The organism is Treponema sp. Marseille-Q3903, assembly GCF_014334335.1.
In the GTDB taxonomy this organism is placed as follows: domain Bacteria; phylum Spirochaetota; class Spirochaetia; order Treponematales; family Treponemataceae; genus Treponema_D.
In genome coordinates this window covers 1,550,567-1,564,532 of record NZ_JACSEU010000001.1, presented here as the reverse complement: position 1 = coordinate 1,564,532, position 13,966 = coordinate 1,550,567, and the positions used below count along the sequence as shown (strand labels likewise).

At 34.8% G+C, this 13,966-nt stretch carries 15 protein-coding genes; 12 read left to right on the top strand and 3 right to left on the bottom strand.

Features of this window, described 5'->3' with window-relative positions:
- Positions 1 to 167: 167 nt before the first annotated feature.
- From H9I37_RS07085 to H9I37_RS07065, 5 genes are all read left to right on the top strand, one after another.
- Positions 168 to 656, top strand: coding sequence for a hypothetical protein (locus H9I37_RS07085; protein ID WP_187381752.1), 489 nt, complete (start codon positions 168 to 170; stop codon positions 654 to 656).
- A gap of 57 nt (positions 657 to 713) precedes the next feature.
- Entirely contained in the window at positions 714 to 1,412 is a 699-nt protein-coding gene (locus H9I37_RS07080; protein ID WP_187381751.1) for a hypothetical protein, read from the top strand.
- Positions 1,413 to 1,488: 76 nt separating this feature from the next.
- Positions 1,489 to 2,190, top strand: a complete 702-nt coding sequence (locus H9I37_RS07075) for a RipA family octameric membrane protein (RefSeq protein ID WP_187381750.1) — start codon at positions 1,489 to 1,491, stop codon at positions 2,188 to 2,190.
- 16 nt (positions 2,191 to 2,206) lie between these two features.
- Positions 2,207 to 5,551 (top strand): CHAT domain-containing protein, encoded by a 3,345-nt coding sequence (locus tag H9I37_RS07070; protein WP_187381749.1) that lies wholly within the window; start codon positions 2,207 to 2,209, stop codon positions 5,549 to 5,551.
- Between the two features lie 40 nt (positions 5,552 to 5,591).
- Entirely contained in the window at positions 5,592 to 6,101 is a 510-nt protein-coding gene (locus H9I37_RS07065) for a hypothetical protein (protein WP_187381748.1), read from the top strand.
- Positions 6,102 to 6,145: 44 nt separating this feature from the next.
- Here the strand turns inward: H9I37_RS07065 and H9I37_RS07060 are convergent, their stop codons facing one another.
- Both H9I37_RS07060 and H9I37_RS07055 read right to left on the bottom strand, forming a co-directional pair.
- A complete protein-coding gene (locus H9I37_RS07060; protein ID WP_187381747.1) occupies positions 6,146 to 6,550 on the bottom strand; it encodes a hypothetical protein in 405 nt (134 codons plus the stop codon).
- A gap of 434 nt (positions 6,551 to 6,984) precedes the next feature.
- Positions 6,985 to 7,221 carry a DUF7675 family protein gene (locus H9I37_RS07055; protein ID WP_187381746.1) on the bottom strand — a complete coding sequence of 79 codons (237 nt, stop codon included), beginning with the start codon at positions 7,219 to 7,221 and terminating at the stop codon, positions 6,985 to 6,987.
- 262 nt (positions 7,222 to 7,483) lie between these two features.
- Here H9I37_RS07055 and H9I37_RS07050 point away from each other — a divergent pair, with 262 nt between their 5' ends.
- The 3 genes from H9I37_RS07050 to H9I37_RS11515 all read left to right on the top strand — a co-directional run bounded on the left by H9I37_RS07050 (position 7,484) and on the right by H9I37_RS11515 (position 8,849).
- Complete coding sequence (locus H9I37_RS07050; RefSeq protein WP_187381745.1) at positions 7,484 to 7,621, top strand: hypothetical protein; 138 nt, start codon at positions 7,484 to 7,486, stop codon at positions 7,619 to 7,621.
- Between the two features lie 782 nt (positions 7,622 to 8,403).
- Positions 8,404 to 8,667: a type II toxin-antitoxin system Phd/YefM family antitoxin gene (locus H9I37_RS07045; protein WP_187381744.1), complete on the top strand. Its 264-nt coding sequence runs from the start codon at positions 8,404 to 8,406 to the stop codon at positions 8,665 to 8,667.
- Positions 8,667 to 8,849: a type II toxin-antitoxin system RelE/ParE family toxin gene (locus tag H9I37_RS11515; protein WP_255422514.1), complete on the top strand. Its 183-nt coding sequence runs from the start codon at positions 8,667 to 8,669 to the stop codon at positions 8,847 to 8,849. Before H9I37_RS07045 ends, H9I37_RS11515 begins: the two co-directional genes overlap by 1 nt.
- Before the next feature lie 418 nt (positions 8,850 to 9,267).
- On the opposite strand, the gene H9I37_RS07035 is transcribed toward H9I37_RS11515, so the two are convergent.
- Complete coding sequence (locus H9I37_RS07035) at positions 9,268 to 10,278, bottom strand: FAD:protein FMN transferase (RefSeq protein ID WP_187381743.1); 1,011 nt, start codon at positions 10,276 to 10,278, stop codon at positions 9,268 to 9,270.
- Positions 10,279 to 10,373: 95 nt separating this feature from the next.
- Here H9I37_RS07035 and rsxC point away from each other — a divergent pair, with 95 nt between their 5' ends.
- Genes rsxC through rsxE form a run of 4 tightly spaced genes read left to right on the top strand, consistent with a single transcriptional unit; the run spans position 10,374 to position 13,948 of the window.
- On the top strand, positions 10,374 to 11,753 hold the full coding sequence (gene rsxC / locus H9I37_RS07030; RefSeq protein WP_187381742.1) for an electron transport complex subunit RsxC: 1,380 nt from the start codon (positions 10,374 to 10,376) through the stop codon (positions 11,751 to 11,753).
- Entirely contained in the window at positions 11,753 to 12,733 is a 981-nt protein-coding gene (locus H9I37_RS07025; RefSeq protein WP_187381741.1) for an RnfABCDGE type electron transport complex subunit D, read from the top strand. Before rsxC ends, H9I37_RS07025 begins: the two co-directional genes overlap by 1 nt.
- On the top strand, positions 12,730 to 13,335 hold the full coding sequence (locus H9I37_RS07020) for an RnfABCDGE type electron transport complex subunit G (RefSeq protein WP_187381740.1): 606 nt from the start codon (positions 12,730 to 12,732) through the stop codon (positions 13,333 to 13,335). Before H9I37_RS07025 ends, H9I37_RS07020 begins: the two co-directional genes overlap by 4 nt.
- Entirely contained in the window at positions 13,328 to 13,948 is a 621-nt protein-coding gene (gene rsxE / locus H9I37_RS07015) for an electron transport complex subunit RsxE (protein WP_187381739.1), read from the top strand. The genes H9I37_RS07020 and rsxE overlap by 8 nt, the downstream gene beginning before the upstream one ends.
- The last annotated feature ends 18 nt before the right edge of the window (positions 13,949 to 13,966 follow it).

Below are 13,966 nucleotides of genomic sequence, written 5' to 3'. Positions count from 1 at the left end.
TCAAGATAGCTTGAATAAAGGCTGTTGTCAATAGAAGAAAAGCACAATATAAAAAATTAGTAATTTACTGTATTTTAAAGCTAAAAAGGTTTATAATTGTTAATAACAAAATATTAAAAAAAATTAGACAGAAACTGAAAAATGATTTTACAACTAGGAGTGAGGTTATGAAAAAAAAATTACTTTTTCTTCCTCTTATATTTATTTCAATTATTCTTTTTGCTGAAGAACCTCCAATAGAAAGTGGAGGATGGCATTGGGATTCTGGTGTAACACTTAATGGAAAATGGTTTTATAATGTAGCAGAATCTTACAAAGAACAGGATGGATGGGCTTATATTGAAGGACATGGTAAAATTCATTATTGGCTTTATGATACTTACACATACCACGATGGTTATGGTAATTCAATAATTGATAAATATGTACCTACCTGGATTGAATCAATGGGCTATGTAATAGATTTTGATCACATGAGAACCGTGAACCCAAATAATGATTTAGCTTCATCTGTAAAGGCATTAATGAAACAGCGTGGATGCGATGTTAGCGTTGCTTTAATCACTCGTAACCCAGCAGCACCTTATGTTGTTATAAATAATTATGATAAAAGCAAAGATAATTATTGGACAAACATTATTCCATTAATTAAGTAATAAATTGATTTTTATAAATCTTTTTATAAAATAAATCCAAGGAGAATAAAAGAAAAAATGAAAAAACTAATGGTTATTTTCGCAAGTGCTTTAATTGCAACATCTGTATTTGCACAGGCCGCAAATCAGCCAGAAATTGAAGCAAAAGAAGAACTTAAAACACCTGTATCAGAAGAAATGGCTTCTATACAGACAGCCTTCCAGTTAGCAGATTACGGTTACAAAAATGGATCAGCTTCATCATTACTTTGTGCAGCTGAAATCTTAGCGCAAATTCCAACTCAAGAAATGACAACAAAAGCTTCTCAGGATGAATCTGGTTATAAGGAAAGCGCTTCTGAAAAGAAACAGTATACTGCAGAACAACTTTTAGAAGATGGAAAAAAATTAGCCGGCAAAGATAAAACTTTACTTGCATATGCAAAAACTGTTGAAAAACTTGTAAAATCATCTGCTACACGCGGTGCATTTGGTGGACCAAAATATGATTATTCTTATGTATATGGAAACAGTAAAGTTTCATATTACAACGTAGGCTTTGTTGCAGGTCGATATGCAGAAGTTGATGTTTATTCTTTAGATGGTTGTGACCTTGATTTGTATATTTATGATTCAAATTGGAATCTTATAGATAAAGATACTTCATATAGCACAAGTGCATGGTGTAGTTTCGTTCCTAGATGGGATGGTAACTTCCATATAGTTGTAAAAAACAACTCTAGATATATGTCTTATTTTGAACTTTATACAAACTAATAAAATCAAAATCTGACGAATTAGCCTTGTAATTTAATTACAAGGCTTTATTATTTTTTACTAGGAATTACAAATTATGAGTAAACAAAAAAGAAAAGCTAAAAGTATTACACAAAATGAAAAATATTTAGAATTGTTTCCTGAAAATCTAAACAATCAAAATGAAAGATCTCGTTTTACAGCATTAAAAGAAGCTCAAGAAATCAGAAAATTCGAAATTGATTTATATTGGAGACGAACAGGATTCTTTTGGGCATTCATAACAATTATATACACTGCTTTATTTGCAATTTTATGTAAATATGTTGAAAATAATAACTATTCTTTTTTTGCTCCTGTAATTTCAATTTTATCAGGATTAGGCTTTTTCTTTTCTGTTGCATGGCATATGGTTAATAAAGGTTCAAAGTTTTGGCAAAAGAATTGGGAAGTACATGTTTCGTTACTTGAAAAAACTGAAATAGGACCATTATACGATGTCTATTTAAATCCCAAAAAAACTGGAAGTAGATTAAATCCGACAAAAGAATTTGATTTTTCTGTTACGAAAATAAATATGTGGGCAAGTTTTACCATTTTGATTTGTTCTTTTGGTGGGTGTGTAGGTACTATTTTATGGCTTATTTTAGGTAAACAAGAAAAACCTATTTTAGTTTTATTACCTATTGCTGTTATTTGTATATTCACATTATTTCTAATTTTCTTTTCTAATGGAAATTCTGATATTGAATTATCTGAAAATGAAGATGACGAATTAAATATGATTCAACTTTTATAAAATTAAGGAATTAAAAATGAAATTAAAGAAACTATTTACTGGCCTTATAATTCTTTTAATTTTCAATTTTTCTACTTTTACACAAACATCTGATGAAGCTTATTCGCTTTATTCAAAAGGAAATGAATATTTTAACAATCAGGATTATAACAATGCTCTAAATTATTATCTTAAAGCAATTCCTATTTATGAAAAAGTATATGGTAAAAACCATATTTATACTAACGATGTTTATTTTTTTACAGGATTAACATATTACAATAAAGTTGATTATCAACAAGCTTTAACATGGCTTAATAAAGCTTTAAAATTTTACAGTTCTACAAATGGTGATAAAGAAAGCGAAGCAAATACTTTAATTTTTATTGGAAATATTTATTATGATTACTCTGATTTTGAAAATGCATTAAATTATTATAATAAATCTCTTGATATTATAATTTCACTCTTTGGCGAAAACTATAAAGAAGTTGCAACTTGTTATAGCGATATAGGAATGGTATATGGCGCAAAAGGAGACCATTTAACAGCAATAAATTATTACAATAAAGCTTTGAATATTTATAAGAAAACATATTCAGAGGATAACTTAAAAACAGCAGCATGTTATTTTAATATCGGTGTAGAAAATTATTATGCAGGAAAATATGAAGATGCTTTTTATAATTATTCAAAATCATTAGAAATCAGAAAAAAAATATCTGGTGAATTTGATTATGATGTCGCAAATACAATAATAAATCTTGCTTCAATTTATTCAGACTACCAAATGTTCGATGATGCATTAGATTTATTTGAATATGCTGATAAAATATTAACTGAACTTAATGCAAATTTTTATTCATCATATTATGCAATTTTATATAATCAACTTGGTTGCTTGTATTATGCAAAATCAGATTATCCAAAAGCTCTTGATAATTGGAAAAAAGCTCTAGATATTAATTTAAAACTATATGGTAATACTGAAAACACCGGTGTAGCATATTCAAATATTGGACAAGTATATCAAGGAATGGGTGACTATTCTCGGGCAATTGCTAATTATGAAGCAGCAAATTCTATATTCATAAAACTCTTTGGTAATGTACATCCAAGAATTGCTACCACAAATAAAGCTTTGGGAAGACTTTATATTTCACAAGGTGATTATGATTCAGCTTTTAAAATGTATACTCAGGCTGCTGATATATTTACAAAGTTTTATGGAGAAAAACATTCTGATGTTGCAAGATGTTACCTAGGAATGGGCGATGCTTGCGAGAATAAAGGTGATTATTTATTAGCTCTAGAGTATTTTCGTAAATGCATGAATACTTTAATTGACATATACGGAGTTGAAACTACAGATGTTGCAGATGCATATGATAGAATTGCAGGTATATATGAAATTTATCAAGAGTACGAAGATGCTGAAGCTTTATATAAAGCAGCTCTAAATGTTTATATAAACCAATGCGGAGAAAAATCCGCAAAAGCATCTACAGAATATTATATGCTTGGATGTCATTATGCCATTATTAATGACTATAAAAAAGCAATTGAAAATTTTAGAAATTGCTATGAAGGATATAAAGTTAGTACAAATTACAATCAAATTATTTCTGTACTTACTACGATTTTAAAAAATTCACGTACAGATGGATTTGATACAAATATTGATTTCATTAGGGAAACTATCGCTTTAGCAATTGATACAATTGAACGTGCAAGATTAGATATGACTTCTATAAAATCACAATTACTAAAAGATTCATTATATATTTATTATTTTGGTGTTGATTTTGAAACAAGAAATAATAATCCAGAAAAAGCATTAGAATATTCTGAAATGCTTAGAAGTAGAGGCTTCCTTGATCAAATTGGTCTTGAGAGAGCTATTAATCTTGATGGTGTTTCAGAATCTGAACGTGATGAAATTAAAAAATTAATACAACAAATAGATATTTCAAGAAATGAGATTGAAAAACAAAATAATATATCAAAAAACGAAAGAGATTCTAAGAAATTAATTGAAGCGGAAAAAAATCTATCAACATCAGAGAAATCACTTTCTAAACTTGATGAAAAAATTAGTAAAAGAATACCGGCTTATGCCCAATTAAGAAATCCACAGCCTCCAAAAGCAAATGAGATAAAAAAATGGTGTGGAAAAAACAGGGCAATAATTGAATATGTTCTTTATGAACCAGAAACAGAAAATAATGAAAGTTTTGCATATTGTATAATTGCTACAAATAAAAATATTACTACAGTTTGTCTTGATCCGAAATACGATTATAATACTACAATTAATATCTTAAGGGATGCAATTACACACAGACCAATAAAATCAGAAGTAACTTTTGAAAAACAAAGAAACGAATTATATGAAAAACTTATAAATCCTGTTTTACCACATTTAAAAGGCTGTAAAGATATATTAATCGTAACAGACGGAAATTTATCATTTTTACCTTTTGATATTCTTAGAGAAAATTCTGACTCTCCAGAATTTGGAAAAAAATACTCTATAGGGATATCTCCATCAATTTCTGTCAGTATGATTGCTGATTCAATAAAAACATCTAATAAAGATACTTTATTGTTTGGTGGAGCGTGGTATGACAAATCATTATCAGAGGAGGAGCATAACCAAACATTACGAGGAACTGGGAAGCGTGGTTTTGATAGAAGTTTTGCGACTGTAGAAAGTCAAACAAAACTTTCTGCGGAAGCTTTACAGGAACTCATAAAAAATGAAGGATCTGCAAAATACTATGAACAGAAAAAATTAAACTGGCGTGATTTACCAGGAACAATTGTTGAGATTGAAACCCTTCAAAAAAGTACATTTACAAAAGCTAAAGTTGAAACACAGAAAATAGCAAGTGAAGCAAATCTTAAATCAATGTCAAAAAATGGAAGTCTCGCAAATTATTCGATTTTACATTTCGCTTGTCATGGATATTATGATTCTGATTTAAGTGAAATGTCCAGTGTCCTTTTCTCTGAGGTATCAGGAAAAATTAGTGATTCGACTGATGATGGTTATTTAACTATCGGAGAAGCATCTTCATTAAATCTTAATGCACAAATGGTTTGTCTTTCTGCTTGCCAAACAGGTCTTGGTGAAGTAAAAAAAGGAGAAGGAATGGTTGGTCTTTCTCGTGCATTTATGGTAGCTGGTTCTAAAAATGTCGGAGTAACTCTTTGGAGTGTAGATGATGCAGCAACAGCTGAATTCATGACTAGAATGTATAAAAAAGTAAAAAGCGGAATGTCGTACTCTGAGGCATATCGTAAAGTAAAAAATGAATTCCGTAATAGTGATGATTATAACCACCCATATTATTGGGCTGCATTTGTTCTTTATGAATAAAATATTTGGAGGAACTTTTATGAAAAATAAAATTATTGTTATGTTGACAATTTTATTCTTAATAACAATTAATGGATTGTATGCACAAACTACTACTACCAAGAAAATTTACAATGGTGGCGTTTATGGACAGACATTTGAAATTACAGAATATAGTGATGGAAACCGATGCAGATTGCTTATAACAATGTCTGATAATAAAAACAAAAATACTCAAGTTCAGACATTTGATTCAACATTACCAACTGTTTATTACATCTGGTCAAAATGGTTTTCAAGTCCAAGTGAATATTCAGATGCAGTAGATTCAACAAAATCGTTCCTGACTTATAGTATGAATTTGATTTATCTGGCTGACATAAAAGATATTTGTGATATTGCGCCATGTTGTAAAAATTTAGACTATTCTGTTTCGACAACTAAACAAGGCAGTCAATTTATAAGACTTGAATACGATTGTTCAGATTTGAAATTATTTTTTGAAATTGCAGAACGATACAATGCAAAAGGCAGAGATTACGTTCTTAAAAATTATTTAAATAAAAACTAGAAATGTTTTTTAGTCCTATATTTTCATTATAGGACTAAAAGAAGTTATAAAACAGTTCCTATTTCAAAAATCTTAAATAAATATTTTCCATTTTCATCTTTGCCAAGATAGAAGGTAGCAAGAATACCATAATCATGCCAATCTTCTATATAGCTGCCATAAGCAATAGAATAGTCGTAAGAATCACGGAATGTCTGAGATACTTTCTCAAGCTCTTCGGCTGTAAAACTGTTATCCCATATGCGTGATTTTTCATCCATATTATCTAATTTATATTGAGCATAAATATTTCTGACTTCTTGATCAGTCCAGACTTTCTTATTTGATAATCCAATAAAAATTGTATTTGATTCTTTTTCTATTATTTTAAAACATGTTGGTTCTTCCTGTGCAGTTACTAAAAACTGAACACAAAATAAAACTATAATTAGACTAAATAATTTTTTCATATTAAAACTCCACTAATTCTTATTATAACATACCTTTATAAATGTTTCATTATTCTTTTCCCCCGTGCCCCCAAGAGCGGCTGGCGCCTTTTATCCGCACTGAGAGTAAAGCGGTGCCGGAACAGGAGTTCTGATAGAAAGCAGAATATGTGCTCTAAAGAGCGTGTTTTAATTGAATTGAATTTCAATGCGCTCTTTGATTCTTGTGCTTTTAGTGTTTGTACAATGTCGTTGAATTATGTTGAATTGCTTATATTTATATAAGTTCTCTTAGAGCGCGTTTTCATAAGAAATTAAAATAAATTTTATACGTAATATGTAATATATCTTAAAATCACATATGCTCTGCATATGTGCTCTTTACAGTAAACGACAGCAGATTAATTTTTTTGAAAAGATTTTAGACCGCTGTGCGCGCTCCCCCCCCGCAGTTTTTATTTTAATGCGGCCATGGTTGGATTTTCTTTTTTGAAAATTTCGATTTGTTCAGGAGTCAGCTTATCAGGGTAATCGGTCCAGAAGTTGAAGATTGTTTCCTGGTCGAAGCTGAAAAGATATGGACCTTCCTGTCCTGGATTTTCGACCTTCCAGATTTTCTCGTCTTTTGAGTTCTTGTAAAAATCGTGGCCGTTCTTGTATTCGTTGATACCTTCTTCGTATTCATCACTCATGGTTTTATTATACATCGGTTTTCTGAAAATCGGTAGACACGGAGCGAAGATAGTCGGATAAGCTAAAAATTGTTTTCGCAATTTTTTTAACGCTTCCCGATTGAACACAGGTCTTACACATTTTCAAACTCAAGCGTATGCGAAGCAGGCGCAAACTTTTGAGCGAAACGATAAATCGTTTCGAGCCGTTCTTTCGATGAGCCTAAAAAATGCGGTGCATTTTTCTTAACGGATCTTCGATTGTAGGCATGTCTGAGCGGAGATGGAAGATGAAGCTTTTGGGTGGAAGATCATCACGTTGTCCGCCGCAGGCGGACCTGGAAGAGAGATTTTTATTTTGGAAGATGAAACTCGGAAGAAGCAGTCTTGCTTCAAACTCAAGGGCGCGAAGCGTCCATAACTTTTGGCAAGTCTGCTTCTGGAGCTGGAAGATTCATCGGCCCGTTGAGCGGTGGGAGCGCACGGACGCGCGACCAGAGCAACACTTGTAGAAACGTTTACTGAGTGGAGAATAAATGTATCACTGTAAGAGGCGGCAACACGGACGTTGCCGCCTTGCTGATGGAGCGCAGGCACTAGCGGTGCCTGTGCGACTGAAGCAATTCTCCCATACGAAAGAAGTTCCCGAAAAGCCGCCACTGTAGAACCGACTGAGCATCTTAAAACTGCGGGACAACTGCAATGTTGAGCAAAAGGTTTGCCCCCTTCCCCCCTGCCGTGGGCCTGAACTGACCGCAGTTTTAAGTTGCGACACCCACCCGATGCATTTTTCAGTTACGGACCAACTTGTAGAACTCGGATACGTTTGGCGGCTTTTGCAAAAGGATGACCCATACAATCCGCCACGACCAATGTTTACTGGAGCTTCAATTTTTGCGGATGAAGAGAAATGTATCTTTCCCGATGATTGGCCCACATGCGGAAACAGGCAGGACACAAAGCGGAACGCTACTGCGTAACGAAGTGAAGCAGATGCGTGGAGTGTCTGTTTGCTACCTTTTTGGAAGATGGCACTTGTAGAACTAGGAGAAATGTAGTGAGCGGAAACGGTACGAAGTACGGTTGGAGCGAACGGTTTTTAAGAAGGCCTTTTAAATTTTTATTAAATTTAGTTCTTGTCTGATATGATAAAATAATGATATAATTATGATAATAAAACCAACTGATAAGTGAGGTGCTTTTATGACACAAATAAGACCTGTATCTGACTTAAGAAATAAATTCTCTGAAATCGAAACTCTAGTTGCTGAACGACAGGCTCCGGTATTTCTTACAAAAAACGGTTATGGCTCAATGGTTGTTATGAGTCTTGATTTGTATGACCGTCTTACTGATAACATTGAATCAAAGCTCGATGAAGCTGATATGCAGGCTAAAACAGATCCGACTCGTTATACTCACGAGGAAGTATTTTCTTCAATCCGTAATCAGATAAGGGCAAGATAATGGACTATACTTTACGCTACCTTCCTATCGCGAAGCAGGATTTAGCTGATGCAATTAATTTTATTTTGAATGAATATAAAAACCCGATTGCAGCTGAAAATACTTTGGATAAAATTGAACAGGCAATTATGCAGCGTCTTGAAGATGGTCCGGAATCCTTTGCAATCTGGCAAAAAACGTGAACATCCATACCGAAGAATAAATGTTGGAAATTATACTGTCTGGTATGTTGTGATTGATAACGTAATGGAAATTCGACGAATTCAGCCAGCAAGACGTAACGAAGAACTAATTCTTTAGCAAATAATGCCTTTTTCTGTTTCTCAGCCCTCAGGGCTGATAGGATTTGGGATTTAAATTATGTTTGAATTTGGGATTTGATTTGATAAAAGCGATACGATATTAAACGATATTCAAAAACATTCGGTTGCATAAGTCCTTATTTTATCATATAATACAAATATCTTATCAAGATTTTTGATTGTCTTTAAGTGACGTTGAAAATATACGTTAAAACTTCCAAGCTGATGACGAGGGTTCGACTCCCTTCATCCGCTGTTATAAAGCTCGTCACTCAGACGAGCTTTTTTTTATGCAGTTTTATTTCACAACCGAGACTGCAAAACCATTCAGATCTCCGTTCATTGTAAATTTTTTTGCAATTTTCTTCGTTATATAAATCTGTCTATCTTTTGTTATAATTATAAAATCAAAATTAGGATTCCTTTTCCAGAATGCTATTGATTTTTCAAGTCCCAAAACATAAAGTGTAGTTGAGAGCCCGTCACAGTATGTTCCGCTTTTTGCAATCGCTGTCGTTGAAACTAAATCGTTTTCAACCGGACAACCTGTTGTCCCATCAAAAATATGTATGTATTTGTGTCCGTCAGGACCTTCAAAGTATCTTTCATATCCGGCACTAGTTATAATTGCGACATCGTTTGCTTTTAATGTTCCAACAGATGAATTTTTGTCAAATGGATTTTTTATTCCAATAGTCCAGTCGCTGCCATCCGGTTTTTTGCCAATCAGCTGAATGTTGCCGCCAAGATCAAGCAGCGCTGATTTTATTCCAAATTCCCGCATTTTTTTTGCGGCTTCATCACCGGCAAAGCCTTTTCCAATTCCGCCGAGGTCGAAAGCCATTCCGGGTTCCATGTAGACATCTGAGGCTTCTATCCTGACTTTTTTCCAATCGCACAATAAAAGTTTTTCAGCTATCTCTTGTGCAGGCGGAATTCTGTATTGCTTTTTTGTAAAACCCCATGCAGAAGAGACTGGGTAAAGGCAAGGGTTGAACGCTCCGTCTGATTTTTCAGCCATATCAAGCGCCGTTTTAATCAAATCGAGAGCTTCTACTTTTATTTTTACCGGAAAAGTTTTTGAATTATTTAATTTATAGATTTCGCTTTCCGGTTTAGTGACGGAAATGAGTTTTTCAAGCTCTCCGATATATTTTTGTGCAGCGGCATTTGCCTCTTTTGCTTTCTCTCCGTATGCCTGAACTTTCATAAAAGTGTTCATAGATTCAAAATACGTTTCCGATTTTTTTGTACACGAAGTCATCATAAAAAACAAAATATTCAAAGTTATAAAAAGTGTCTTTTTCATATAAACCGATTATATCAAAATCAACTTTATATTAACAATATATCGTTGCATATCTTTAATTTACAATGTCAATATAAAAATGTATAATGCCTTTTATGAAAATTCGTACTTTTAAGGGTGGCATTCATCCAAAAGAATACAAAGAAATGAGCAACTCTTGTCCTATTGTTTCCGCATTTCCGTCGACTAAAACTGTCACGATCCCAGTCACTATGGGCGGCGCTCCAAATTCTCCGCTTGTAAATATAGGGGATCTTGTTGCACGTGGTCAGATTATCGCTGATGGCGACAAGTTGATGAATTGTCCTGTTCATTCTTCAGTCTCTGGAAAAGTAAAGAAAATTCAAAATTGCGTTGTTACGGGAAACTCAGAGGTTTTGTGCATAATTATAGAATCAGATGATGATGGCAGAACAGAATATATGCCTGTCCTCGACCCTTTTAAATGTACAAAAGAAGAGGCTATAAAGCGCATTCGCGATGCAGGTATTGTAGGCATGGGAGGCGCATCTTTTCCGGCTCATGTAAAGCTGAATCCGCCACATGATAAAAAAATCGAATATGTCCTTGTAAATGCTGCCGAATGTGAACCTTATTTAACTTGCGATGAACGCACAATGCAGGAAAATCATTCAAAGCTGATAGATGGTCTTGCGATAATTCTTCAAATTGTAGATGAAACTGCAAAAGGAATCGTTGTGCTTGAAGACAATAAACTCTATATCAAACAGATTCTCGAAAAAGAAATATCGGATAGAAAACTTCAGGATAGGCTTTCTGTCTGTCTTGTAAAGACAAAATATCCGCAAGGTTCTGAAAAGTTTATCGTAAAAGCTGCTGTTGATCGTGAAATTCCAAGCGGAAAACTCCCTGCCGATATCGGTTGTGTAATCAGCAATGTTGGGACTGTTTGCGCAATCAGTGAAGCATTTAGGGAAGGTAAGCCGTTGATAGACCGGTCTCTTACAATATCCGGAAATGCTGTTGTAAAGCCGTGCAACCTTCGTGTTCCGATCGGCACTCTTGTCAGCGACCTTACTCCTGAATTTTTCTCATTAAAAGAGGGCGAAATTGCAAAGATAATTTCCGGCGGTCCTATGATGGGATTTGCGATGTCTACAATGTCGTTTCCAATCGTAAAAGGAACTAGCGGTGTTACATTCCTGACTGAAAAAGAAACTTATGTCGGTGAAGAAGAGCAGTGTATTTCGTGTGGGCGCTGTATTTCAACATGTGCTATGCGATTTGCACCGGCGCTTATCATTCGGGAACTTAAATTGGGAAATTATGAAAAAGCAAAAAGATTTGGGCTTATGGACTGCATCGAATGTGGATGCTGTGCATTTGTCTGCCCTGCACATATAAATATTGTCCAGCGTGTTCGACTTGCCAAGGGTGTTGTGCGTCAGCAGATGGCGGAAGAACGGCTGAAAGCTGCAAAAGCTGCAAAAGAATCATCGAAGGAGGCAAAATAATGGGCGATTTACATCTTTCCTCTAGTCCTCATTTTTCTTTTAAATTAAAAACTCAATACATAATGGCAGCCGTTATTATTGCTCTTTTGCCAGAGTGCGTCGCAGGAATTGTGTTTTTTGGCTGGCGTGCTGCGGTTACGATTTTTGTCAGCGTTGTTAGCTGTGTTTTATTTGAATATCTTTTTCAAAGAGCAACACATCAAAAAATTTTAATAAGAAATCTCTCTGCATGCGTAACAGGGATTATGCTTGCTTTGGTCTGCCCACCATCAGTTCCTTTTTGGACAGTGATTATCGGCTCCGCTGTAGCTATGATTTTTGCGAAAGGTGTTTTTGGGGGAATCGGTTCTAACGTATTTAATCCGGCTCTCACCGGGCGCGCTGTTATGTTTATAAGTTTTCCTTCTGCAATGGGAGCAAAATGGCTTGCCCCTCACACAGCTAGCGCTGTAGATGCAATTTCATCAGCAACAGTTTTGAGCGGTTTAAAATCTGGTGCAGTCGATTCAATAGATTATTTACAATATTTTCTTGGAAACAAAGCCGGCTGTATCGGAGAGACATCTGTTTTGCTTATCTGCATTTCGTTTTGTTTTCTCTTGGTGTGCAGGATAATTGACTGGCGTGCACCTTTTGGAATGGTTTTTACTGTCATCGTGTGCGCTTTTTTTGCAGGAATTTCAAACGGCATTATTTCTGCATTTGATGAAATATTAAAAAATCTTCTAACAGGAGGAATTGCGTTTGGGGCATGCTTTATGGTGACAGACTACGCAACAACGCCTCTTACAAAAACAGGCAGGCTTGTCTTTGGAGCAGGATGCGGCTTAATAACTTTTCTTATCCGTAAATTCGGCGGCTATCCTGAAGGAGTTATGTTCAGCATTCTGATTATGAATTCAATTGCCCCATTTTTAAATAACCTTACAGTGCGCAAATACGGTTACGGTAAAGTTGTAAAAAAAGGAGGAACAAGATGAGCCTTAAAAATTCAGGCATAGGAGAAATGCTCAGACTTGGGCTTATTCTGGTCTGTTATGCTGTCGTTTCGTGCGCAGTCCTTGCTGTTGTGAATAATTTTACCGCTCCAAAAATCGCTCAGAATCAGATTGATAAAGCAAATGAAGCTATGCGTCAAGTTTTTGAAAGTGCGGACAGTTTTGCACAAATCTCCGATTTTGAACCTGCTTCTACAAATGCGATTACAATAAGCGATTTTTATCTTGCCAAAAAAGACGGAAAAGTGATCGGCGGTGTTGCCCAAGTTTCAGGTCCAACTTATGATAAGGGAAAAATAATAGTCGGCATCGACACAAACGGAACAATCACGGGAATGCAAGTTCTTGAACTTTCAGATTCTCCGGGTTTTGGTCTAAAAGCAAATGATTCGACATTCAAACTTCCAAGCGGTAAAACTTTTTACGGTCAGTTCACAGGAAAATCTGCAATAAATGGATTTAAAGATGGCTCGAATTTTGATGCAATTTCAGGCGCTACAATCACGAGCAAGGGGCTTGGAGATATGGTTTCTGAAGGAACTCAATCTTTGATAAAGTACATGAAGGAGCACGACTATGAGTAACAAATTTAAAATCTTTACAAAAGGTTTCCTTGTGGAGAATCCTCTTCTTGTTCTGAATATCGGACTTTGCTCTTCTTTAGGTGTCACAACAAGCATTTTTAACGGACTTGGAATGGGAGTCAGCATGACGTTCGTTTTGATGATGAGTGAAATTGTCATCAGTATTTTTAAAAAACTTATTCCATCCGCGATTCGTCTTCCTGTTTTTATCATCATAATTGCGGCTTTTACTACAATTGTTCAGCTTGTTTTGCAGGCATATGTAGCTTCTCTTTACAATGCGCTTGGCGTTTTTTTACCGCTGATTGTTGTAAACTGTATCATCATGGGACGTGTAGAAGCATTTGCGTCTAAAAACAGCATAGGAGATTCAATTTTAGATGCACTTGGAATGGGAATAGGCTACACTATCGTTATGGTATCGATTTCTTTGTTCCGTGAACTTTTGGGCGCGGGGACTTTGCTCGCCGGCACATCGCTTAAAATTGAAGTTATCCCTGAATCTTACAGAATCGGATTATTCAACAGCGCTCCGGGCGGCTTTTTGGTTTTCGGTGTGATTGGCGCTGCTGTTCAATTTTACAACGCGCGTAAAACAAAAAAAAATAGATAAGGAGGCAGATTGATGGAC